A 20,701-nucleotide genomic window follows, 5' to 3' on the forward strand; every position below is an offset into this window, starting at 1 on the left:
TTCCTGTTATCGGGGGCCTACGGACAATACACCCTGCAGTTGCTCTTTCAACCACTGCAACCCCGAATCCCCACCGCGACGCGTATGCCACGCCAGCTCGAACGCAAACGAGGGAATATGAAACGGCGGCGGTACGGCCATCAAGTGCTGATGGTCGATGTTCAGCAAGCCTCGGGATGAGACGGTCAGGATCAGGTCCGTGCCCTGGATCAACTGCGGCGCCACGCCCCAGTGCGGCAGGCTGATCGCCACATGTCGGCGCTCACGAATCGCCGTCAGCGCGCGCTCGATTTCCGGCGTGCCGCTGCCGCGCATCTCCAGCAGTACATGGGGCCGCGACAGGTAGGTGGGCAGGTCCAGCACACCGCCTTCCGGCAGGCTGGCGCGGTCCACCAGGCAGGTGTAGTGCTCGTCGAACAATGGCGTGGTGCGCAGTTCGGCGGGCATGTCAGGGAACACGCCAGCGGCCAGGTCGAGGTCGCCGTTGAGCACGCCGTCGACCATGCCTTCACGGCTGGCCTGGATGATTTGCAGGTCGATGCCCGGCGCTTCGCGGCGCAGGGTGCGCACCAGTCCGGGCAGGAATATCGCCGCGCTGTAGTCCGACATCGCCAGCCGAAAACGCCGCTTGGCCGAGGCCGGGTCGAAGCGATTCGGCGCCAGCAGTGCCTGCACCTGGGCCAATGCTTCAGCCAGCGGTGCCGCCAACTCCAGGGCGCGGGCGGTGGGTACCAGGCTGCCGCCCTGGCGCACCAGCAACGGGTCGCCCAGCAGGTCACGCAGACGCGCGAGCGCATGGCTGACGGCGGGCTGGCTCAGGTGCAGGCGCTCGGCGGCCCGCGTGACGTGTTGCTCACTGAGCAAGGCGTCGAGGATCACCAACAGGTTAAGGTCGATGCGGCGCAGATCATTCATCAGCTGCATGCCTGACATAAGAATTTGGAATTTAAATTTGCGCGACGAATAGCCTAGAGTCCAGCAAAACCTCTGGGAGATTCACCATGACCACGTTGCACTGGCTGGGATTATTGGCGTTGGCGGTGATTGCCGGCGCGGTGGTGCCGTTTCAAAGCGCGATCAACGCCAACCTCGGTCGCGGGCTTGGCCACCCACTCTGGGCCACGCTCGCCTCGTTGCTGGTGAGCATTATCGTGCTGCTGCCGGTCATCATAGCGCTGCGCCTGCCGTTGCCAAGCCTCGCATTCATCAGCAAGGCGCCGTTGTGGATGTGGGCCGGCGGCGCATTCGGGGTGTGTTTTATTTCCCTGGCGTTGATGTTGCTGCCCAAGCTGGGCGCGTCGGGGTTTATTGCGTTGGCCATGGCCGGGCAGATTCTTGCCTCGCTGCTGCTCGACCATTTCGGCCTGTTCGGCCTGGTGGAGCGCCAACTGACAACGCCCCGCGTGTTGGGGGCGTTGCTGTTGATCGGCGGCGTGGCGTTGATTCAGTTCAGCGCCACGCCGGCCCGGGCCTTGGCGACGGCGGGCTGATCAGCCTTTGTCGAGGGTGCGCAGTTTCTGCGGCAGGCCCCACAGCAGCAGCGCCGCGGCCAACAGCGCGCACACCCCGATCACGTAGAGCGCCGGGGTGGTGCTGCCGGTCAGGTCCTTGATCCGCCCCACCATTACCGGGCTGACGATCCCACCGAACTGCCCGAGGGTGTTGATCACCGCGATCCCACCCGCAGCGCCCGCACCGGCGCCGGCCAATAGCTTGGGAGGCAACGTCCAGAAGGTCGGGATCGAGGCGATGATGCCCGCGCCCAACATGCCCAGGGCGATGATCAGGAACGTCGTGTGGTCGGCAAAGATCCCGGCACTGAAGAAGCCCACCGCGCCGAGCACCACCAGGCCGCAGACAAACTTGCGGCGCTCGCCGGTGGCATCCGACAGACGCCCGATCACCACCATGCTGATCGCACCGCACACATACGGGATGGCCGTGAGCAGGCCAATCATTACCGGGCTCTGGGTGCCGGCGCTGCGGATTAATTGCGGTGCCCAGAAGTTGAGGCCGTAGGACGCCACCTGGATCAGGAAGTAGATAAAGCCGAGCATCAAGAAACCCGGAATACGTATCGCCGACAGCAGTGAACCGCCATGGGTGTTCGGCTCATGCTTGGCGATGCGGCTCGACAGCAAGGCCTTTTCCGCAGAAGTCAGCCAATGGGCGTCTTCGATGCGGTCCTTGAGCAACGTCAACACCAGGAACCCCAGGCCGATGCACGGCAAGCCGCCGAGCAGGAACAGCCAGTGCCAGCCGCGCATCTGCAGTACGCCGTCGAGGTGCTCGAGCACCAGGCCGGAAAACGGTGCACCCACCAGGCCGGCGAAGGCCGAGGCCAGGAACAGCATCGAGGTGATGCGCCCACGGAAATGCTGCGGGAACCACAGGGTCAGGTAGTACAACACGCCAGGTGCGAAGCCCGCCTCCATTGCGCCGATGATGAAGCGCAGGCCATAGAACTGCCACTCGGCCGTGACAAACACCATGGCCGCCGTGGCCAGGCCCCAGGACATCATGATCCGCGCGATCCAGCGCCGGGCGCCGACCTTGTACAGCATCATGTTGCTCGGCACTTCAAAGATCACATAGCCCACCACAAACAAACCGGCGCCCAGGCCGTAGGCGGTGTCGCTGAGGCTCAGGTCGGTTTGCAGCTGAAACTTGGCGAAGCTGATGTTGATACGGTCAAAAAACGCGAACAGGTAACACACCATGATCAGCGGCATCAGGCGCCAGGCGACCTTGCTGACCAGGGCTTTTTCGGCATCGATTTCAGCGGCCGGGCGCGCGCCGGCCTCCAACGTATTAGTGCTCATGGGTTTCTCTCCAGCGGACTGCTCACAGGCGTCCGATTGTTTTTGTTGTCTGGTGCGGCGTTACAGCGTGGCGATGTAGGCCGGTGGCGGATGCAAGTCGCTGTTGCGCCCGGCCTTGGCCACCTGGCCGGGCAACTCATGGCCAAGCAAGGCCGGCAAGCGCCGGGACATATGCAGCAGGTGCGGCAGGTCGATACCGGTGTGAATGCCGACCTCGTCACACAGGTTGACCAGGTCTTCGGTGCAGATATTGCCCGACGCCCCCGGCGCAAACGGACAACCGCCGAGGCCACCCAGCGCCGCATCAAAACGTCGGGCGCCGGCCTCGTAGGCAGCCAGCACATTGCACAAGCCCAGGCCGCGGGTGTTGTGGAAATGCAGGGTCAGGTCGCCCGCCGGCACGCGCTGCAACACACGTTTGACCAGGCGTTCCACCTGGCGCGGGTTGGCCATGCCGGTGGTGTCGGCCAGGCTGATGCCCTGGATGCCGAGGGCTTGATACGCGTCGACAATCTGTAGCACGCGGTCTTCATCGATCTTGCCTTCGAACGGGCAGCCGAAGGTGGTGGCGATGCTGCCATTGAGGCGCACCGGGTGATCGCCGGCAAAGCGCACGATGTCACCGAATGCTGCCAGCGAGGCCTCGCAGCGCATGCGCATATTCGCCAGGTTGTGGGTCTGGCTGGCGGACATCACCAGGTTCAGCTCATCGGCGCGCGACTCGATGGCGCGCTGGGCGCCCTTGAGGTTGGGGATCAGCGCCACATAGATCACCCCGGGTTTGCGCGCGATGCCCTGGAACACCTGCTCGCCGTCGCGCAACGCGGGGATGGCCTTGGGCGACACAAACGAACCAGCTTCGATACGCGAAAAACCGGCCAGCGACAGCTGATCGATCAGCGCGATCTTGTCGACGGTCTCGACCCAGGTCGGTTCGATTTGCAGGCCATCGCGCGGGGAGACTTCCTGCACGATCAGCGGGTCGCCATAGTCAGTGATCATTGCACCACTCCCGAGGTTTTCAGGCGTTGGATATCGGCGCCGGTGAGGCCCAGGCTGCCAAGGATGTCATCGGTGTGCTGGCCCAGGGCCGGGCCCTGCCAGTTGACGCCACCGGGGGTTTCGGAAAGTTTGGGCACGATGCCGGGCATCTTCACCGACACACCGCCAGGCAACTCGGCATCGAGCAGCATTTCGCGCGCCTGGTAATGCGGGTCGCTGACGATATCCGCCACCGAGTAGATGCGTCCGGCCGGCACTTCGGCAGCTTCCAGGGCGCTGAGCACCTGGTCGATGGGCAAGCTGCTGGTCCAGTGGGTGATCGCGGCATCCAGCAGTCCACTCTTCGCCGCGCGGCCGTCGTTGTGGGCAAACTCAGGGGCTTCGGCCAGGTCGACGCGGCCGATGGTGGTCATCAGGCGCTTGTAGATCGGGTCGCTGTTGCCGGCGATCACCACATAAGCACCGTCGGCGGTCAGGTAGGTATTGGACGGCGCAATGCCAGGCAAGGCGCCACCACTGCGTTCTCGCACGTGGCCGAGCATGTCGTATTCCGGCACCAGGCTTTCCATCAGGTTGAACACGCTTTCGGCGAGGGACACATCGACAATCTGCCCGTCGCCCTGGCCGGTCTTGACCCGCAGCAGCGACATCAGCGCGCCGATCACACCGTGCAACGAGGCAAGGGAGTCACCCAGGCTCACGCCGACCCGCGCCGGTGGCGAATCCGGGTTGCCGGTGGTGTAGCGAATGCCGCCCATGGCCTCGCCGATCGCGCCAAAGCCTGGGCGGTCGCGGTAAGGGCCGGTCTGGCCATAGCCGGAGATGCGCACCAGGGTCAGCTTGGGGTTGAGCGCGTGCAGCACGTCCCAGCCCAGGCCGAGTTTTTCCAGGCCACCGGGGCGCAGGTTTTCGATCAGCACGTCGGCGTCGCCCAGCAGCTGCTTGATCAGGCCCAGGCCTTCAGCGGACTTGAGGTCCAGCGCCAGGGACTTCTTGTTGCGCGATTGCAGGTACCACCACAGCGATGTGCCTTCGTGCAGCTTTCGCCATTTGCGAAGTGGATCGCCCTGGCCCATGGCTTCGATCTTGATCACCTCGGCACCGAATTCGCCCAGCAGCCGGGCGGCGAACGGCGCGGCAATCAGCGTACCGATCTCGATCACCTTGATACCGCTCAGGGGAGCCGTCATGGGGTGTACCTCTTGTTCTTGGAATGTGCGGCCAAGGCTAGAGGACAGTCGCAGGAAAAATCCAACCGTCAGTTGGCAAGGAGCGTTCGCGAAACGCGAACACACTGGTGAGCGACCGGATGCTTGAGCCCTGCGGCGATGTCGAGATCGCCATCGCCGCAGGGCTTCTACAGGGGCGCGCTGAGGTAGTCGAACAGCAAGCGGCTGACGGGCGACAACTGCGCTTCATCGCGCACCACCAGGATCAGGCTGCGGTGCGACCATGCATCGGTCAGCGGCACCGCGTGCAATCCCAGGGCGCGGCCAAACAGTTCGTAGGCCTTCTGCGGCAGGATGCCGATGCCCATATTGGCCTGGACCATCCGGCACATCGCATCAAACCCCGGCACGTGGATGCGCAGGCGCAACATTTTGCCGGCCTCGCGCGCGGCGGCGTGGGTGCGCATGTTGATCGAGCTGGCGGCGTGCAGGCCAACGTAGTCGCTGTCCAGAGTGTCGGCGAAAGCCAGGGATGCGCGTGCCGCCAACGCGTGATCCGCCGGCATCAGCACCACCAGTTTGTCATGGCGATAGGTCACGCTGGGCAGGCCCTTGGTGTCGGTGTCGCTGGAGCAGATGCCCAGGTCGGCGACGCCATCCAGCACGCCCTGGACCACGCCGTTGCTGGGGCGCTCTTCAAGGTCGGTCTTGACTTCGGGGTGCAGTTCGGAAAAATCGCGCAGGTCTTCCGGAAGGAACTCAATGATCGCCGACAAATTGGCCAGCATCCGCACGTAACCACGCACACCGTGGCTGTGCTCACCGAGTTCCAGGCCCATTTTTTCCACGTTGAACAGCATCTGCCGCGCGTGGTGCAACAGGGTCTCGCCGGCCGCGGTCAGGTCCATGCCCTTGGCCCGACGCACAAACAGGCTCACGCCGAGCACCTGCTCCAACTCCATCAGGCGCTTGCTGGCAGCCGACACCGCGATGGCTTCGCGGGCCGCGGCGCGGGTCAGGGTGCCCTCCTCGAACACCGCGACGAACAGTTGCAGGGTGATCAGGTCCAGGCGGCGCACCAGGCTCTTGTGCAACATCAGCCGCGCTCGGACGCCAGGCGATTGATCTCGGCCTGCTCCACCACCGGCTGTGGCGCGCCATGGCGCACCGCCGCCAGCATGGCCCGGCCAACGGTTTCAGTACTGACCACCCAACCCGGCTTGAGCCGACGCACAGACGACAGCAACGGCCCGAGCACGGAGTAAAACGCCTGATACAACGGCGTCTTCGAGCGCACCCCATGCAACGGCTGGATGATCCCGGGTCGGAACAGGTAAACCGCCTTGAACGGCAGGCGCAACAAGGCATTCTCGGTCTTGCCCTTGACCCGCGCCCACATCGACTTGCCGGCCTCGGAACTGTCCGTCCCGGCGCCGGACACGTAAATGAAGGTCATCTGCGGATTGAGCCGAGCCAGGGTGCTGGCGGCAACGAGGGTGAGGTCATAGGTGAGGTGGGTGTAGCGGGTTTCATTCATGCCCGCCGAGGACACCCCGAGGCAGAAAAAGCACGCGTCAAAGCCTTGCAGCAAGTTTTCCAACGGCTGGAAATCCAGCATGTCGCTGTGCAACACCTGATGCAGCTTGCCATGCTCCTGGGTCAGCGGCGTGCGCCCGACGGCGACCACTTCCTGCACGTCAGGGGCAAGCAGGCACTCGCGCAGGACGCCCTGGCCGACCATGCCGGTGGCACCGAATAACAGAACTCTCATCTAGCACTCCCTTCATCCCGCTCGTTTTGGCTATCTGAGAGACAGGCCGTCATAGGCCGTCGTCACATTCGCCCCCTACGCTGCCACCTTACTCACTATCGTGAGAGCCGACCTCAACAAATTGAACGGCGCCGGCGCCTTGAGCCATGACTGGACAGCCCAAGGCGATTAATTGCCACTGAGTATCGTAGGAGGCTGCCCACATTAGAAAGTCCGCGCGACGTCCTCTCTATAGGAAACGCCTGACAGAGGAAAAGCCGCCATTCGTATAACACTGCGCGCGGACATGCTCCCTCAAACGATACGTTCATTTTGTTCAAGACTCGTGATGCTTCTAGAAGAACACGACAACCGCTGACGTTTGCGGTTGCTCAATAATCAGAGCATCACATCGCACGGTTCATGTTGGCAGCTGGATTTTCGATGATGACTTCAGAAGTACCACTGACGGATGTCACCCCTTGAGAAGCACCACGACCCTTACCCTCGCCTGCTGCGCCGCTTTCCTCGCCCAGCTCGGCATCAGCAGTTACTTGCCCGCAGTGCCCGCCATCGCCCTAGCCCTGCGCGCCGCCGAGGACCAGGTAGCCTTGGCTCTGGCGGTGTACCTGGTGGGTATGGCGCTGCCGATGCTGCTGTGGGGGAGACTGAGCGAACGGTTTGGCAGAAAGCCGGTATTGCTGGCGTCACTGGCGGTATATGCCATGGCCAGTAGCGCCATTCCATCGGCGTTGAACGTAGAAACATTCTTGGTATTGCGGCTGATTCAGGGAGTCGGCGCGGGCGGTGTTTCGGTGATGGCGCGAGTGTTGGTGCGGGATAGCTTCAGCGGGGAACTGTTGGCCAAAGGCTTGTCGTGGTTGGGCATGACCTTTGTGATCGCGCTGGGTATTGGCCAGTTTGCAGGTTCGCTGGTGCAAGTGGCATTCGGCTGGAAAGCGATCTTTTATACGTTGGCGATCGCAGCCGTCACGTTGATGGTGATCTTGCGGTGGGTAACGTTTGCGCGGCGGGTGAAGGCGGCTTCCTCGCTACCGACCTGGCGGATCTACGCCACAATTATGCAACACCCCGGCTTTCTCCACGCGGCCATGATCGGCGGCCTGGGCTATGGCGTCATCATTGCGTTCAACACCTGCGCACCACTGATACTGCAGGGGCACTTCGGCTGGAGCGCGACGCAGTATGGCTGGCTGGGATGGCCGATAAGCGGCGCGTATCTGGCAGGGGCGTTGATGGTCAATCGCCTCGTTGTACAAACGGGGCGGTTGACGATGATGAGTTGGGGCGTGGCCTTGATATTGCTGGGGGCTGCCGTGATGTTGCTCGGCAGTGTATTTGCCAGCGGGCTCGCTGTGCTGCTGTGGTTACCGTATTGCCTGGCGGTGTTCGGCCAGTCGATGAGTTACCCGATCAGCTTGTCCCTGGCCAATGATGGTTCCCCCATCAACGGCCCTTACGCCATGGCCTTGAGCGGTTTTATGCATCAACTGATGGCCGCCATGATCGGCGGCGTGGCCAGCCTGTTGGTGAGTCAGCAATCATGGCCATTGGCATTGTTGTGCATGGCGTTGGCAGGCGGCGCATTTCTGTGCGCCGCCGGGTGCCGTACGGATCAGAACGCGCTGCGAAAGATCTCCTCGATCTGACGCTGATCCGCCCGGCGCGGGTTGGTCAGCCCGCACGCGTCCTTCAACGCGTTAGTGGCCAACAGCGGAATGTCCTGCAACTTGGCGCCCAGCTCGCGCAGCCCGGCGGGGATTTCGACGTCCAGGGACAGCGCACGAATCGCGGCGATGGCGGCCTGGGCGCCCTCTTCGTCCGTGCTGCCTTTGACATCCGCTCCCAGCGCGCGGCCGACGTCGCTCAAGCGCTTGGCGCTGACGCTGGCGTTGAAGCTTTGCACGTGGGGCAACAGCACCGCGTTACACACGCCATGGGGCAGGTCGTAGAGCCCGCCCAACTGGTGGGCCATGGCGTGCACGAAACCCAGGGACGCGTTGTTGAACGCCATGCCCGCCAGGAACTGAGCGTACGCCATTTTTTCCCGTGCGGCCTTGTCGCTGCCGTCGCGTACGGCCAGGCGCAGGTTGGCGCTGATCAGCTCGATGGCCTTGATCGCGCAGGCGTCGGTGATCGGCGTGGCAGCAGTGGACACATAGGCTTCGATGGCGTGAGTCAGGGCGTCCATGCCGGTGGCGGCGGTGAGGCCCTTGGGCATGCCGACCATCAGCGCCGGGTCGTTGACCGACAGCAGTGGCGTGACGTTACGGTCGACGATGGCCATTTTCACGTGGCGGCTTTCGTCGGTGATGATGCAGAAACGGGTCATCTCGCTGGCGGTGCCGGCGGTGGTGTTGATGGCCACCAGCGGCAGTTGCGGCTTGCTCGATCGGTCGACGCCTTCGTAGTCGCCAATATGCCCGCCGTTGGTGGCGCACAGCGCGATGCCCTTGGCGCAGTCATGGGGCGAGCCGCCGCCCAGGGACACGACGAAATCGCAGGCGCTGTGTTGCAGCAGCGCCAGGCCGTTCTCGACGTTTTCCACATTGGGGTTGGGCTTGGCGCCGTCGTAGATCACCGAGTCGATGTCCTGCATCGCCAATTTCTCGGCGATCATGCTGGCCACGCCCGCCTTGGCCAGGCCGGCGTCGGTGACGATCAGTGCCTTGCGAAAACCGTAGTTGCGGATAGCGGTCATGGCTTCGTCGAGGCAATCGGTGCCCATGATATTGACGGCGGGAATGAAGAAGGTGCTGCTCATGGCGAATCCTCGGATGACGTTTATGCCTACAGCATCGACTTCACCCGCCTGCGGCATCTTGATCAGGATCAACGCCGGCTCGTGATAAAGTCACCGTCCAGCCGAATTCGAGTAGACCCGCCGCAATGAAGGATTTCCAGGATATTGACGCCCACCTTGAAGACTGGAGCGCACTGCGCAGCCGCACTGCCTTCAGCGGGATTCTGATCGGCAACGGCGCCAGCCGTACGATTTGGGAAGACTTCGCCTACGACTCGCTGTTCGAAAACGCGCGCACCGTCGAAGAAAAACCCCTCGGCCAGTCCGAACTCAGCGTGTTCGACGCCCTGCAAACCCGCAGCTTCGAACAGGCCCTTGGCGCGCTGAAGACCACCAGCCGGGTCAACAAGGCCCTGGCAGTCAGCTCGGCGGCACCGCGCAATCGCTACTACGCGATCAAGGAAGCGCTGATCAATACCATCCACGCGGTGCACATTCCGTGGCGCCTGGTGCAGCCGTCGACGCTGGCGACGATCAACGCGGAGCTGGCGCAATACACCACGGTGTTTACCAGTAACTACGACTTGCTCAACTACTGGGCGATCCTGCACACGCCAGGCATCGACGACCTGTTTCGCAGCGCCGACTCAAGCTTCGACCTGCGCAACACGCGCACCGAGGCCACGCGCATTCTGTACCTGCACGGAGGCCTGCACCTGGTGCGCAACCTCGACGGGACCGCGCGCAAATTGCCGACCACCGACAGCACCCTGCTGAGCAGTTTTGCGATCAATAACACGATCAAGACCCTCGACGATGTGCCGCTGTTCGTCAGCGAAGGCACGGTAGACGAGAAGCTCAAGACCATCCGCAGCTCGGATTACCTGTCGTTCTGCTATGAGCAACTGCTGACCCATGAAGGCGCGCTGTGCCTCTTCGGCCACGACCTCGGGCCGCAGGATAAACACTTGGTGGATGCGATTCGCCAAGCCCCGGTGACCACGCTGGCAATCTCGGTATCGGGGCGCAGCGACGGGTTTATTCGCCAGCAGAAGCGGCGGTACTCTGAGCTGTTTGATGGGTCGGGCGTGGCGCTGGAATTCTTTGCGGCGCGCACCCATCCGTTGGGCAATCCTGCGCTGTCAGTCCCGGTCGAACGCTGACTTTCCGGGCGACTTCGATCAAATAAAGGCGCTGGCTTGCCAGCGTCCACCATGAGCGTGTTCACAACACCCAAGTGACGTCAGTCCTGCGCGCTGTGCACCACCACCAGCAATTGCGCCTGCACCGGCCCCACCGAGCGCAGGCGGTGGGGCTTCTGCGCATTGAAGTGCAGCGCATCGCCACGCTCGAGGATCACGCGCTCAGTCATGAAATCCACTTCGACCTGGCCTTCATGCACAAACAGAAACTCCTCCCCCACGTGCTCCTTGAAGGTCTTGTCGGTGAATTCCGCCGGCGGGTAGATGATGAAGGGCAGCAGGCTGCGTTCGCTGACCTGATGGGCGAGCACCGCGTAACCGGGCGCCGTGTCGGGCCGTTCATGGCTGCGCACCAGGCTGTAGCTGTCGAGGCTGACGCTGTCTTCGCTGAACAGCTCTTCGACCTTCACGTTCAGCGCCTTGGCCAGTTTCAGCGCGGCGGCAATCGACGGCGTGTTGAGGCCGCGCTCAACCTTGGACAGGTAGCTCTTGGTCATCCCGGACTTTTCAGCCAGGCTCTCCAAGGTTACGCCAAGTTTTTTTCTCAATAATTTCAAACGGATAGACATGTTCCGCGGTTAATCCATGCAGGAAGCGATGAGCTGTGCTTGCCAATGACACTTTGTGTCATATAGCATCTTTAGTGTCATTTGCGTTCACCCAGCGACCTTGCGAGCAGCGGGAGACCAGCAAACCAGACGTCCATTGAACCACCCAAAGGACACCGATATGGCCAAGACATTAGCACTCCCGAAAGACCAGCTGGTCAAGCAAGCACTGATCCAGATGCAAAATACCCTGGCGGATAATACGTGGACCGTGCGGCAAAAGCTGGCGCTGACCTGCCGTATCCTCTTCGAGCACGGCCACGACTCGGGCCTCGCCGGGCAGATCACTGCGCGCGGGCCCGAACACGGCACCTATTACACCCAGCAATTGGGGCTGGGCTTCGATGAGATCACCGCCAGCAACCTGCTGTTGGTAAACGAGGACCTTGAAGTGCTGGAAGGCCACGGCATTCCCAACCCGGCCAACCGTTTCCACAGCTGGGTCTACCGAGGGCGCCCGGATGTGAACTGCATCATTCACACACACCCCACGCATATCGCCGCGCTGTCGATGCTGGAAGTACCGCTGCAGGTGTCCCACATGGACCTCTGCCCGCTGTACGAAGACTGCGCGTTCCTCGAGGCCTGGCCAGGGGTGCCGGTGGGCAACGAAGAAGGCGAAATCATCACCGCGGCACTCGGTGACAAACGCGCGATCCTGCTTTCGCACCACGGCCAGTTGTCGACCGGCGCGAGCGTCGAGGAGGCCTGCGTGATTGCACAGTTGATCGAGCGCGCCGCCAAGCTGCAGTTGCTGGCGATGGCGGCCGGCACGATCAAGCCGATCCTGCCGGAGCTGGGGCGCGAGGCCCACGACTGGATCTCCCGGCCCAAGCGCCATGGCGCCGCGTTCAATTACTACGTGCGACAGAACCTGCGCCAGCACGCCGATTGCCTGAACTGACCCGCCCCTTTTCCGACAGGAGACTTCCCATGTCCAGCCCCGATATTCACGGCATCATCGGCTACACCATCACCCCCTTCAGCGCTGACGGTAAGCGCATCGACCTCGACGCCCTCGGCCGCTCCATCGACCGCTTGATCGACGCCGGCGTCCATGCCATCGCGCCCCTGGGCAGCACCGGCGAAGGCGCTTATCTGAGCGATGCCGAGTGGGATGAAGTCAGCGCCTACAGCCTGGCAAAAATTGCCCGGCGGGTACCGACTGTGGTCAGCGTCTCGGACCTGACCACCGCTAAAGCCGTGCGGCGCGCCCGTTACGCCGAGGCAAATGGCGCCGATGTGGTGATGGTGCTGCCGGCCTCGTACTGGAAACTCAGCGAAGCGGAAATCCTCGCCCACTACGCTGCGATTGGCGACAGCATCGGCGTGCCGATCATGCTCTACAACAACCCGGCCACCAGCGGCACGGACATGTCGGTGGATTTGATCCTGCGGATCGTCAAGCACGTGGAGAACGTGACGATGGTCAAGGAGAGCACCGGCGATATTCAACGCATGCACCAATTACGGCGCCACAGCGACGTGCAGTTCTTCAACGGGTGCAACCCGCTGGCACTGGAAGCCTTCGTGGCGGGTGCCAAAGGCTGGTGCACCGCAGCGCCAAATCTGATCCCACAGCTCAACCTGGCTTTGTACGACGCGGTGCTGGCGAATGATCTGACCCAGGCGCGGGAACTGTTCTACCGCCAACTGCCGCTGCTGGAGTTCATCCTCAAGGGCGGACTACCGGCAACGATCAAGGCCGGCTTGCGCCTGACCGGGCTGGAAGCCGGCGATCCACGGTTGCCGGTGTTCCCGTTGAGTGAAGCCGGGATCGAGCAACTAAAGACATTGCTGCGCTGACCCTGTAGGAACCGGCTTGCCGGCGATAGCGCTCTCGCAGTCAACATCAACATCGACTGCCCCGACGCGATCGTCGACAAGCCGGCGTCGACAATTAAACCGAGACAAATGACAATAATTCTCGATATCATTCGCAGCATTTCTACGCCGTGCTTCGTCACGAAGGATATCCATGTCTCGTCCCAAGCCCGACCCGCTGTCGGCCGATGCTTTTCGCGGGTTTTATGCAGATATTCTGCATTTCCTGCGCAAACGCACGGACAACGCCAGCGACGCGGCGGACATGACCCAGGATGTCTTTACCCAGTGGCTGGACTACCGCGACCGGGCCAAGGTCGAGCAGCCACGGGCCTTTCTGTTCCAGATGGCGCGCAATCTGCTGCGTGATCACTGGCGCAGACAGAAGGTACGGCACACCGCCCATTCCGATCAGGCCGACAGGGACGCCGAACCGGTCACCGACGAGCAAAACGATCCCATGGCCGCCGCGCAGCGCTTGCAACGCCTGGAACAGTTGAAAGAAGTCCTCGCCGAACTCTCGCCGCGCCGGCGAGAAGCCCTTATGCTGCACCGCTTCGAAGGCTTGAGTCAGGCGCAGATCGCCGAGCGCATGGGCATTTCGACGAGCATGGTGGAAAAGCACATCGCTTTTGCCCTGCTGCATTGCAAGCGACGCCTTCAATCAGACCCCGGCACGGAGCAGCCAGAATGAACCGCCTGAGCGACACCGACGCCCTGGATATCGAAGCGAGTGACTCCATCGATGCCCAAGCCGCCAGCTGGTTTGCACGCAACCGTAATGACGCGAGCCGTGCCGACCGCAAGGCGTTTGCCGCCTGGCATGCGGTTGCGGCGCATGCTCGCGCCTATGCCGAGTTCGAGCAACTGTGGGCCGACCTGGCACAGTTGCAGCAACTGAACAAACCGGTGCCCCTGCCCAAGCGCAAGCCGTCGGTGTGGCGCCCTGCCCTGGCCGTCGCCGCCGCAGTGTTGTGCGCCGTGCTGGCCACGCATATCGGCGCGCCCCGCGAGCTGTATCACACGCAAGTGGCGGCCCATGCCAAGGGCATGCGCACCTTCAACCTGCCCGACGGCAGCACGCTGTATGTAAATGCCAACACGCGCCTGCGCGTGGACTTCACCGCGCACCAGCGCATCGTGCACCTGGACAAGGGCCAGCTGTATATCGAGGCGGCCGCCGACAAGGAGCGGCCGCTGTTCGTGCAGGCCGGCGAGGCCTATGTGCGGGTGGTCGGCACCGGCTTCGATGTACGCCGCAGCCAACAGCAACTGGTGGTCAGCGTCGCCCACGGCAAGGTGGCTTTCGAGCCGGACGCAAAGAGCCCGGTAACCCTGCTCGGCGCCCAGCAGCGCGCCACCTACAGCTACGCCAAGGGCACCGTGCAGCAACAAACCCTCACCGCCGAAGAAGTGGCCGACTGGCGCAGCGGGCACTTGTCGTTTCGCAACCGCGAGCTGGTCAGCCTGATCGATGAACTGAGCCTCTACCGTCCCCAGGCGCCGTTGCAGGTCAGCAATGCGGTGGCGCAACTGAAGGTCTCGGGCAATCTCGATGTCAACGATCCGGACGCCCTGCTCAACGCCCTGCCCGCCTTGCTGCCAGTGAAAACCGTGGCTTCGGCCGATGGCATCGTGCGGATCGAGCCCAACAAATAACCCTCGAAACAGTACTTGAGAATATTTTTCATTCGCAGGTGTGGATTTTTTTGCCTGCCCCGTCTTCCTCCGGTCTGCGTTTGATACGCACGCATTTTTCGGCCACTTGGCCACACCGGGGGATTTCATGTTTCGCGCGCCTTGCCACGCTTCGCACCTGTTTCTTCGACCGACCGTCATTGCCACCTGCCTGGCCTTCAGCCTCAGCGCCCAGGCCGAGTCGTTCAAGCTGCAATTGCCCGCCCAGTCGCTGGGCACGTCGCTGAGCCAAGTGGCGCAGCAGGCGAAGATCCAGCTGTTGTTCGATGAAGCACTGCTCAAGAACGTGCAGGCACCGGCGCTCAACGGTGAGTTCAGCCCGGAAGTGGCGATTCGCACCCTGCTGAAAAACGGCGAGTTCATCCTGATCAGGGTCGGCAGCACTTACGTGGTAAAGCCCGAAGAGGCAAAAACCACCCAGAGCGGCGCGATCCAGCTGGAAGCCCTGAGCGTGATCGGCACCGGCAACGAGGTCGACTCCAGCACCGTCGGGCGCTCCACCTTGAGCCAGGCCGATATCGACCGCTACCAGCCCGACAACATCCCTTCGCTGCTGCAGACCTTGCCGGGAGTGTCCATGGGCGGCTCGCCCAAGCCCGGTGGCCAGACCATCAACATTCGCGGCATGGGCGATGCCGAAGATGTGCCAATGACCGTGGATGGCGCGACCAAAAGCGGCTTCGAGCGCTACCAGCAAGGCACGGTGTTCATCGAACCCGAGCTGATCAAAAGCATTGAGGTGGAGAAAGGTCCGTATTCGCCGTTCAACGGCAACGGCGGTTTCGGCGGCACGGTCAACATGATCACCAAGGATGCGCCGGACCTGCTCAAGGATGGGCGTAACGCCGGGGCGATGGCCAAGTACGGCTACTCCAGCAACACCCACGAACAGGTGTACACCGGCGCAGTGTATGGCCGCACCGACGACGGCCGCATGGATGGCCTGATCTACCTGACCAAACGCGACGGCGACGACTTGAAGCTCGCCGGCACCCCGCCCGACCCACGCAACGAATACCCGATCAACCCCAAGCGCCTGCCCAACAGCGCGCAGGATGTAGAAGGCGAGCTGCTCAAGTTCAACGCGCACTTCACCGACGAGCACAGCATGGGCCTGTCCTATTCCAGCGCCAGAAGCGAGCGCATGGCGCCGTTCTCGGCTAAAACCTACCCGTCGCCGCCGACGCAATCAGCCATCGACCGATATGGCTACGAAGGCGCACTGAAACGCTTTCTGGCCGACCGCGAAACCGTGGACACCACCTGGTCAGGCAAGTACGAATACCAGCCGTTGAACAACCCGCTGATCGACTTGAAACTCAGCTACTCGTTCTCCAAGACCGATCAGACCGACGAGCGCGCCGAGAATGCGGTGATCAGCCTGGCCACCGGCGGGCGCAAGATGGAAACGTCTTACACTGACCGCATCCTTGAGCTGCGCAACATCAGCCTGTTTACCACCGGCCCGCTGGAACACGCCGTAACCACCGGCGTGCAGGTGCGCAAGCACGACCGCGAAACCGAAAGCTGGATGCCGGGCGCGACCTACAACACCGCTAGATACAACTATGGCCATTTCCAGCCGTACTTCATGCCCCACGGCAAAGTCGACACCAATGCGTTCTACCTGCAGGACGCCGTGACACTTGGCGACGTCACCCTCACGCCGTCCCTGCGCTATGACCACGTGCGCAACCGCGGCGAAGCCAACGATGCGCCGTACTACAGCAGCCCGGACCCGCGCGTCGGCCATGACTACAGCGACCGCACCTACACCGGTTGGTCGCCACGCCTGGCAGCCTTCTGGAACGTGACCCCGGATGTCGCCTTCTTCGCCAGCTGGAACCGCACCTGGCGCGCGCCGGTCATCGATGAGCAGTACGAGGTGCAAGGCTCTGCCAGCACGCGCAGCGCCACCAGCCTCAACCTCGACCCGGAGCGCATCACCGCGATTACGGCGGGCAACGTCACGCACTTCTCCGGCGTCTTCACCCGCGATGACAACCTGCAGTTGCGCACCACGCTGTTTCACAACCGCATCGAAGACGAGATCATGAAGGCCACCGGCCTCGGCTGCGAACGGCAAATGACCGTGCCGGGCAGTATCGATGCGGTGTGCACCGATGCGGCGTCCAGGACCAACTATCGCAACGTGGGCGGCATGACCATCAAGGGCTTCGAGCTGGAAAGCTACTACGACTCGACGTACGTGTTCGGCTCCCTGACTTACTCCTGGGCTACAGGTAAACGAGATAACCCCTACACCAACCCTTGGGCTACCGACCGGCACGTGTGGGCACGGGATATTCCACCGGCCAAATGGGTGGTAGTCCTCGGCACCAAGATCCCGAGCTGGGACGCCCAAGTGGGCTGGCAGGGCCAGTTTGTGCGCAAGACCGATCGCGTGCCTACCGACATTTATCCTGGCGGCTTCAACTCCACCATTGGCGACTTTATCTACGACCAGACCGAAAACCCCAGCTACGACACCCAGGGCCTGTTCGCCAACTGGAAACCGCAGCAGGCGGGTCTCAAAGGCACCGAGATCAACTTCACCGTCGACAACCTGTTCAACCGCAGCTACCAGCCAGCACTCAGCGGCGACGGTGTCTACAGCGAAGGGCGCAACGCCAAGATCAGCATCACGCGGTTCTTCTGAACCTGTAGGCGGCGGCGTGCCGGCGATGCGGGCGACTTGGTTTACCCGCGAAACAGCAGCGATCCCATCGCCCTGGCCCGCAACTGTACGGATAAATCCGCACCCAGCTGTAGGCCCGCGATTGGCGGGGGATGTGGCTAGATGGGCTTCCCTTGAAGCCCTCTGGATTTCGGATCCCTCCCATGAGTTCGCGCGAAAATACCGGCATGGCCCTCGGCCTGCTGGGCGTCATCATCTTCAGCCTGACCCTGCCTTTCACCCGCATCGTGGTGCAGGAAATCCACCCGTTGCTCAACGGCCTCGGCCGTGCGCTGTTCGCGGCGATTCCGGCGGCGGCGCTGTTGCTGTGGCGTCGTGAGCGCTGGCCGACCTGGCGCCAGCTGCGCGGGCTGTGCCTGGTGATCGCCGGAGTGATCCTGGGCTTTCCGGTGTTGTCGGCCTGGGCCATGCAAACCTTGCCAGCCTCCCATGGCGCGCTGGTCAACGGCCTGCAACCCTTGTGCGTGGCACTGTATGCCGCGTGGCTGTCGCATGAGCGACCGTCCAAAGCCTTCTGGGCCTGCGCGGCGCTGGGCAGTGCGCTGGTGTTGAGTTACGCGCTGATCACCGGCGCCGGCAGTATTCAGGCCGGCGATTTGTTGATGCTCGGCGCGATTGCCGTCGGCGGGCTGGGCTATGCCGAAGGCGGCCGGCTGGCCAAGGAGATGGGCGGCTGGCAAGTGATCTGCTGGGCGCTGGTACTGTCGACGCCGGTGCTGATCGGCCCGGTCTGGTACTTGGCGGCGCAGCATCAAGGCGCGATTTCGATGCGCACCTGGTGGGCGTTTGGCTATGTGTCGCTGTTCTCGCAGTTCCTGGGATTCTTCGCCTGGTACGCAGGGTTGGCCATGGGCGGGATCGCGCGGGTCAGCCAGATCCAATTGCTGCAGATCTTCTTCACCATCGCCTTTTCGGCGCTGTTCTTTGGCGAACATATCGAGCCGATTACGTGGCTGTTCGCCTGTGGGGTGATCGTCACGGTGATGCTCGGGCGCAAGACGGCGGTGCAGCCTGCGCCGGCGCCAAAGGTAAACGCTATCTAATGCAGGCGCCGGCTTGTGTGGGAGCCGGGCTTTCCCGCGAAAGCGGCCGGTCAGCCAACCCCGCTATCGCCCATGCCGCCGCCTTCGCAGCCTCGCTAAAGCTCGACAGCTCCCACAGGGGAATCGCGGAATGGCTATGAGATCTGTGGCCGGGTACGGTCAAAATGTGGGAGCGAGCTTGCCCGCGAAAGCGGTGAATCAGCCCACCACTCTATCGCCAATACCGCCGCTTTCGCAGCCTCGCTAAAGCTCGACAGCTGCCACAGGGGATTGCGGGATGGCTATGAGATCTGTGGCGGGGTACGGTCAAAATGTGGGAGCGGGCTTGCCCGCGAAAGCGGTCGGTCAGCCAACCCTCTATCGCCCGTGCCGCCGCCTTCGCAGCCTCGCTAAAGCTCGAGAGCTCCCACAGGGGATTGCGGGGGTATGTGAGATCTGTGGCCGAGTACGGTCAAAATGTGGGAGCGGGCTTGCCCGCGAAAGCGGCCGGTCAGCCAACCCCTCTATCGCCCATGCCGCCGCCTTCGCAGCCTCGCTAAAGCTCGACAGCTGCCACAGGGGGATCGCGGGATGGCTACGAGATCTGTGGCGGGGTACGGTCAAAATGTGGGAGCGGGCTTGCTCGCGAAAGCGGTCGGTCAGCCAACCCCTCTATCGCCAATACCGCCGCTTTCGCAGCCTCGCTAAAGCTCGAAAGCTCCCACACAAGCCAGCGCCTGCACGTGGTGTGTTCAGTTCAAGAAGCCATCCGCCCGCAGCAGGGTTTCCAGGCAGTGCTCGGTGATGTGGTAGAACGCCTTCAGCTCCTGGATTTTCGCCAGCAACTGCGCGTTGTCCAAAGGCTCGGCGCGCTTGACCGCGAGGATCATCTTGTTCTTGTTGGTGTGCTCCAACGAGATGAACTCGAACACTTTGGTCTCGTAGCCACAGGCTTCGAGGAACAGCGCACGCAAGCTGTCGGTGACCATTTCCGCCTGCTGGCCCAGGTGCAGGCCGTACTGCAGCATCGGCTTGAGCAGCGCCGGGCTCTGGATCTGCAGGCGAATCTGCTTATGGCAGCACGGCGAGCACATGATGATCGACGCGCCGGAACGGATGCCGGTGTGGATCGCGTAATCGGTGGCAATGTCGCAGGCATGCAGGGCGATCATCACGTCCAGCTCGCTCGGCGCCACGCTGCGCACGTCGCCGCACTTGAACACCAGGCCCGGATGCTCCAGGCGCGCAGCGGCGCTGTTGCACAGGGTCACCATGTCTTCACGCAGTTCCACGCCGGTCACTTCACCCTCGGCCTTGAGGGTGTTGCGCAGGTAATCGTGAATCGCAAAGGTCAGGTAACCCTTGCCCGAGCCGAAGTCGGCGACGCGCACCGGCTGGTCCAGTTTCAACGGTGATGAGGTCAGCGCATGGCTGAACACTTCGATGAACTTGTTGATCTGCTTCCACTTGCGCGACATCGACGGGATCAGCGCCTGCCTGGCATCGGTCACGCCGAGGTCAGCGAGGAACGGCCGGCTCAGGTCGAGAAAGCGATTCTTCTCGCGGTTATGCTCAGCCGAAGGCGCCTCGCGCAGTTGCTGCGGCTTGCTTTTGAACAGCGAGCTTTTGTTCTTCTTGCTGTATTCCAGCTGCGCTTCATCCGTCAGCGACAGCAGGTGCGCGTTCTTGAAGGACGCCGGCAGCAACTCGGCAATCATCGCCACGCCTTCGGCCAGCGCGAAATTCTTGGTGATGTCGCGGGTCTTGTAGCGGTAGACGAAGGACAGGCACGGCTGCTCCTTGACCTCTACCTGCTTGATGATCAGCCGTTGCAGCTCGGCTTCCGCACCAACGTACTTGGCCAGCACCAGCTTGATAAACGCATGCTGCGCCAGGCTTGCGCTCAACAGTTCGATGAACTGGGCGTGATGATCCGGCGCAGGGCGGGCAGGTTGAGCGGTGACAGACATGAACAAAAAAGCCTCGGGCTGGGGATGCCGGGGATTTTAGGGGGGATGGGGGCCGAGGGCACGGGGTTATTTGATCAACGGTCAATCAACCCTGCCCATCCACGGCGGGACGCACCTTTTGTGGGAGCCGGGCTTGCCCGCGATTGCATCACCTCGACGGGCCTGACAGACC

The 20,701-nt window shown here is 62.6% G+C and carries 18 protein-coding genes; 9 read left to right on the forward strand and 9 right to left on the reverse strand.

What is annotated here, in order from left to right; all coding sequences use genetic code 11:
* Positions 1-6: 6 nt before the first annotated feature.
* A complete protein-coding gene (locus tag QMX97_RS07455; RefSeq protein ID WP_282396637.1) occupies positions 7-924 on the reverse strand; it encodes a LysR family transcriptional regulator in 918 nt (305 codons plus the stop codon).
* A 77-nt stretch (positions 925-1,001) separates the two neighbouring features.
* Here QMX97_RS07455 and QMX97_RS07460 point away from each other — a divergent pair, with 77 nt between their 5' ends.
* Positions 1,002-1,490, forward strand: a complete 489-nt coding sequence (locus QMX97_RS07460) for a DMT family transporter (protein ID WP_065899440.1) — start codon at positions 1,002-1,004, stop codon at positions 1,488-1,490.
* Here the strand turns inward: QMX97_RS07460 and QMX97_RS07465 are convergent, their stop codons facing one another.
* The 5 genes from QMX97_RS07465 to QMX97_RS07485 all read right to left on the reverse strand — a co-directional run bounded on the left by QMX97_RS07465 (position 1,491) and on the right by QMX97_RS07485 (position 6,764).
* Positions 1,491-2,822, reverse strand: coding sequence for an MFS transporter (locus QMX97_RS07465; RefSeq protein WP_065899441.1), 1,332 nt, complete (start codon positions 2,820-2,822; stop codon positions 1,491-1,493).
* 60 nt (positions 2,823-2,882) lie between these two features.
* Positions 2,883-3,824 (reverse strand): hydroxymethylglutaryl-CoA lyase, encoded by a 942-nt coding sequence (locus QMX97_RS07470; RefSeq protein WP_282396638.1) that lies wholly within the window; start codon positions 3,822-3,824, stop codon positions 2,883-2,885.
* Complete coding sequence (locus tag QMX97_RS07475; protein WP_262134002.1) at positions 3,821-5,014, reverse strand: CaiB/BaiF CoA-transferase family protein; 1,194 nt, start codon at positions 5,012-5,014, stop codon at positions 3,821-3,823. Before QMX97_RS07475 ends, QMX97_RS07470 begins: the two co-directional genes overlap by 4 nt.
* A gap of 167 nt (positions 5,015-5,181) precedes the next feature.
* Complete coding sequence (locus QMX97_RS07480) at positions 5,182-6,090, reverse strand: LysR family transcriptional regulator (protein WP_120447824.1); 909 nt, start codon at positions 6,088-6,090, stop codon at positions 5,182-5,184.
* A complete protein-coding gene (locus QMX97_RS07485; RefSeq protein ID WP_065899445.1) occupies positions 6,090-6,764 on the reverse strand; it encodes an NAD(P)H-binding protein in 675 nt (224 codons plus the stop codon). The genes QMX97_RS07480 and QMX97_RS07485 overlap by 1 nt, the downstream gene beginning before the upstream one ends.
* A gap of 461 nt (positions 6,765-7,225) precedes the next feature.
* Between QMX97_RS07485 and QMX97_RS07490 the strand changes: the two genes are divergently transcribed.
* Positions 7,226-8,413: an MFS transporter gene (locus QMX97_RS07490; protein ID WP_282396639.1), complete on the forward strand. Its 1,188-nt coding sequence runs from the start codon at positions 7,226-7,228 to the stop codon at positions 8,411-8,413.
* Here the strand turns inward: QMX97_RS07490 and yiaY are convergent.
* A complete protein-coding gene (yiaY, locus tag QMX97_RS07495; protein WP_282396640.1) occupies positions 8,380-9,528 on the reverse strand; it encodes an L-threonine dehydrogenase in 1,149 nt (382 codons plus the stop codon). The two genes, QMX97_RS07490 and yiaY, sit on opposite strands and share 34 nt — an antisense overlap.
* Positions 9,529-9,653: 125 nt before the next feature.
* Here yiaY and QMX97_RS07500 point away from each other — a divergent pair, with 125 nt between their 5' ends.
* The gene (locus tag QMX97_RS07500) at positions 9,654-10,670 is read left to right on the forward strand and encodes a DUF4917 family protein (protein WP_065899447.1); all 1,017 of its coding nucleotides are present in this window, start codon (positions 9,654-9,656) and stop codon (positions 10,668-10,670) included.
* 80 nt (positions 10,671-10,750) lie between these two features.
* Here the strand turns inward: QMX97_RS07500 and QMX97_RS07505 are convergent, their stop codons facing one another.
* On the reverse strand, positions 10,751-11,278 hold the full coding sequence (locus QMX97_RS07505; protein WP_282396641.1) for an XRE family transcriptional regulator: 528 nt from the start codon (positions 11,276-11,278) through the stop codon (positions 10,751-10,753).
* A gap of 160 nt (positions 11,279-11,438) precedes the next feature.
* Between QMX97_RS07505 and QMX97_RS07510 the strand changes: the two genes are divergently transcribed.
* The 6 genes from QMX97_RS07510 to QMX97_RS07535 all read left to right on the forward strand — a co-directional run bounded on the left by QMX97_RS07510 (position 11,439) and on the right by QMX97_RS07535 (position 18,580).
* A complete protein-coding gene (locus QMX97_RS07510; protein WP_065899449.1) occupies positions 11,439-12,221 on the forward strand; it encodes an aldolase in 783 nt (260 codons plus the stop codon).
* Between the two features lie 29 nt (positions 12,222-12,250).
* Positions 12,251-13,123 carry a dihydrodipicolinate synthase family protein gene (locus QMX97_RS07515; protein WP_282396642.1) on the forward strand — a complete coding sequence of 291 codons (873 nt, stop codon included), beginning with the start codon at positions 12,251-12,253 and terminating at the stop codon, positions 13,121-13,123.
* Positions 13,124-13,295: 172 nt separating this feature from the next.
* Entirely contained in the window at positions 13,296-13,835 is a 540-nt protein-coding gene (locus QMX97_RS07520) for a sigma-70 family RNA polymerase sigma factor (protein ID WP_065899451.1), read from the forward strand.
* Positions 13,832-14,800, forward strand: coding sequence for a FecR domain-containing protein (locus QMX97_RS07525; protein WP_282396643.1), 969 nt, complete (start codon positions 13,832-13,834; stop codon positions 14,798-14,800). Before QMX97_RS07520 ends, QMX97_RS07525 begins: the two co-directional genes overlap by 4 nt.
* A gap of 127 nt (positions 14,801-14,927) precedes the next feature.
* Positions 14,928-17,498, forward strand: a complete 2,571-nt coding sequence (locus QMX97_RS07530; protein ID WP_282396644.1) for a TonB-dependent receptor — start codon at positions 14,928-14,930, stop codon at positions 17,496-17,498.
* Positions 17,499-17,680: 182 nt separating this feature from the next.
* The gene (locus tag QMX97_RS07535) at positions 17,681-18,580 is read left to right on the forward strand and encodes a DMT family transporter (RefSeq protein WP_282396645.1); all 900 of its coding nucleotides are present in this window, start codon (positions 17,681-17,683) and stop codon (positions 18,578-18,580) included.
* Positions 18,581-19,311: 731 nt separating this feature from the next.
* Here QMX97_RS07535 and QMX97_RS07540 read toward each other — a convergent pair.
* Positions 19,312-20,529 (reverse strand): SAM-dependent methyltransferase, encoded by a 1,218-nt coding sequence (locus tag QMX97_RS07540; RefSeq protein ID WP_065899455.1) that lies wholly within the window; start codon positions 20,527-20,529, stop codon positions 19,312-19,314.
* Between the last annotated feature and the right edge of the window lie 172 nt (positions 20,530-20,701).

The organism is Pseudomonas sp. PS01298, from assembly GCF_029959745.1.
GTDB lineage: Bacteria > Pseudomonadota > Gammaproteobacteria > Pseudomonadales > Pseudomonadaceae > Aquipseudomonas > Aquipseudomonas aylmerensis.

What these genes read in the sequence shown, in the direction of transcription:
- QMX97_RS07455 (WP_282396637.1), bottom strand. Translation starts at nt 924, where the DNA reads ATGCAGCTGATGAATGATCTGCGCCGCATCGACCTTAACCTGTTGGTG.
- QMX97_RS07460 (WP_065899440.1), top strand. Translation starts at nt 1,002, where the DNA reads ATGACCACGTTGCACTGGCTGGGATTATTGGCGTTGGCGGTGATTGCC.
- QMX97_RS07465 (WP_065899441.1), bottom strand. Translation starts at nt 2,822, where the DNA reads ATGAGCACTAATACGTTGGAGGCCGGCGCGCGCCCGGCCGCTGAAATC.
- QMX97_RS07470 (WP_282396638.1), bottom strand. Translation starts at nt 3,824, where the DNA reads ATGATCACTGACTATGGCGACCCGCTGATCGTGCAGGAAGTCTCCCCG.
- QMX97_RS07475 (WP_262134002.1), bottom strand. Translation starts at nt 5,014, where the DNA reads ATGACGGCTCCCCTGAGCGGTATCAAGGTGATCGAGATCGGTACGCTG.
- QMX97_RS07480 (WP_120447824.1), bottom strand. Translation starts at nt 6,090, where the DNA reads ATGTTGCACAAGAGCCTGGTGCGCCGCCTGGACCTGATCACCCTGCAA.
- QMX97_RS07485 (WP_065899445.1), bottom strand. Translation starts at nt 6,764, where the DNA reads ATGAGAGTTCTGTTATTCGGTGCCACCGGCATGGTCGGCCAGGGCGTC.
- yiaY (WP_282396640.1), bottom strand. Translation starts at nt 9,528, where the DNA reads ATGAGCAGCACCTTCTTCATTCCCGCCGTCAATATCATGGGCACCGAT.
- QMX97_RS07500 (WP_065899447.1), top strand. Translation starts at nt 9,654, where the DNA reads ATGAAGGATTTCCAGGATATTGACGCCCACCTTGAAGACTGGAGCGCA.
- QMX97_RS07505 (WP_282396641.1), bottom strand. Translation starts at nt 11,278, where the DNA reads ATGTCTATCCGTTTGAAATTATTGAGAAAAAAACTTGGCGTAACCTTG.
- QMX97_RS07510 (WP_065899449.1), top strand. Translation starts at nt 11,439, where the DNA reads ATGGCCAAGACATTAGCACTCCCGAAAGACCAGCTGGTCAAGCAAGCA.
- QMX97_RS07515 (WP_282396642.1), top strand. Translation starts at nt 12,251, where the DNA reads ATGTCCAGCCCCGATATTCACGGCATCATCGGCTACACCATCACCCCC.
- QMX97_RS07520 (WP_065899451.1), top strand. Translation starts at nt 13,296, where the DNA reads ATGTCTCGTCCCAAGCCCGACCCGCTGTCGGCCGATGCTTTTCGCGGG.
- QMX97_RS07525 (WP_282396643.1), top strand. Translation starts at nt 13,832, where the DNA reads ATGAACCGCCTGAGCGACACCGACGCCCTGGATATCGAAGCGAGTGAC.
- QMX97_RS07530 (WP_282396644.1), top strand. Translation starts at nt 14,928, where the DNA reads ATGTTTCGCGCGCCTTGCCACGCTTCGCACCTGTTTCTTCGACCGACC.
- QMX97_RS07535 (WP_282396645.1), top strand. Translation starts at nt 17,681, where the DNA reads ATGAGTTCGCGCGAAAATACCGGCATGGCCCTCGGCCTGCTGGGCGTC.
- QMX97_RS07540 (WP_065899455.1), bottom strand. Translation starts at nt 20,529, where the DNA reads ATGTCTGTCACCGCTCAACCTGCCCGCCCTGCGCCGGATCATCACGCC.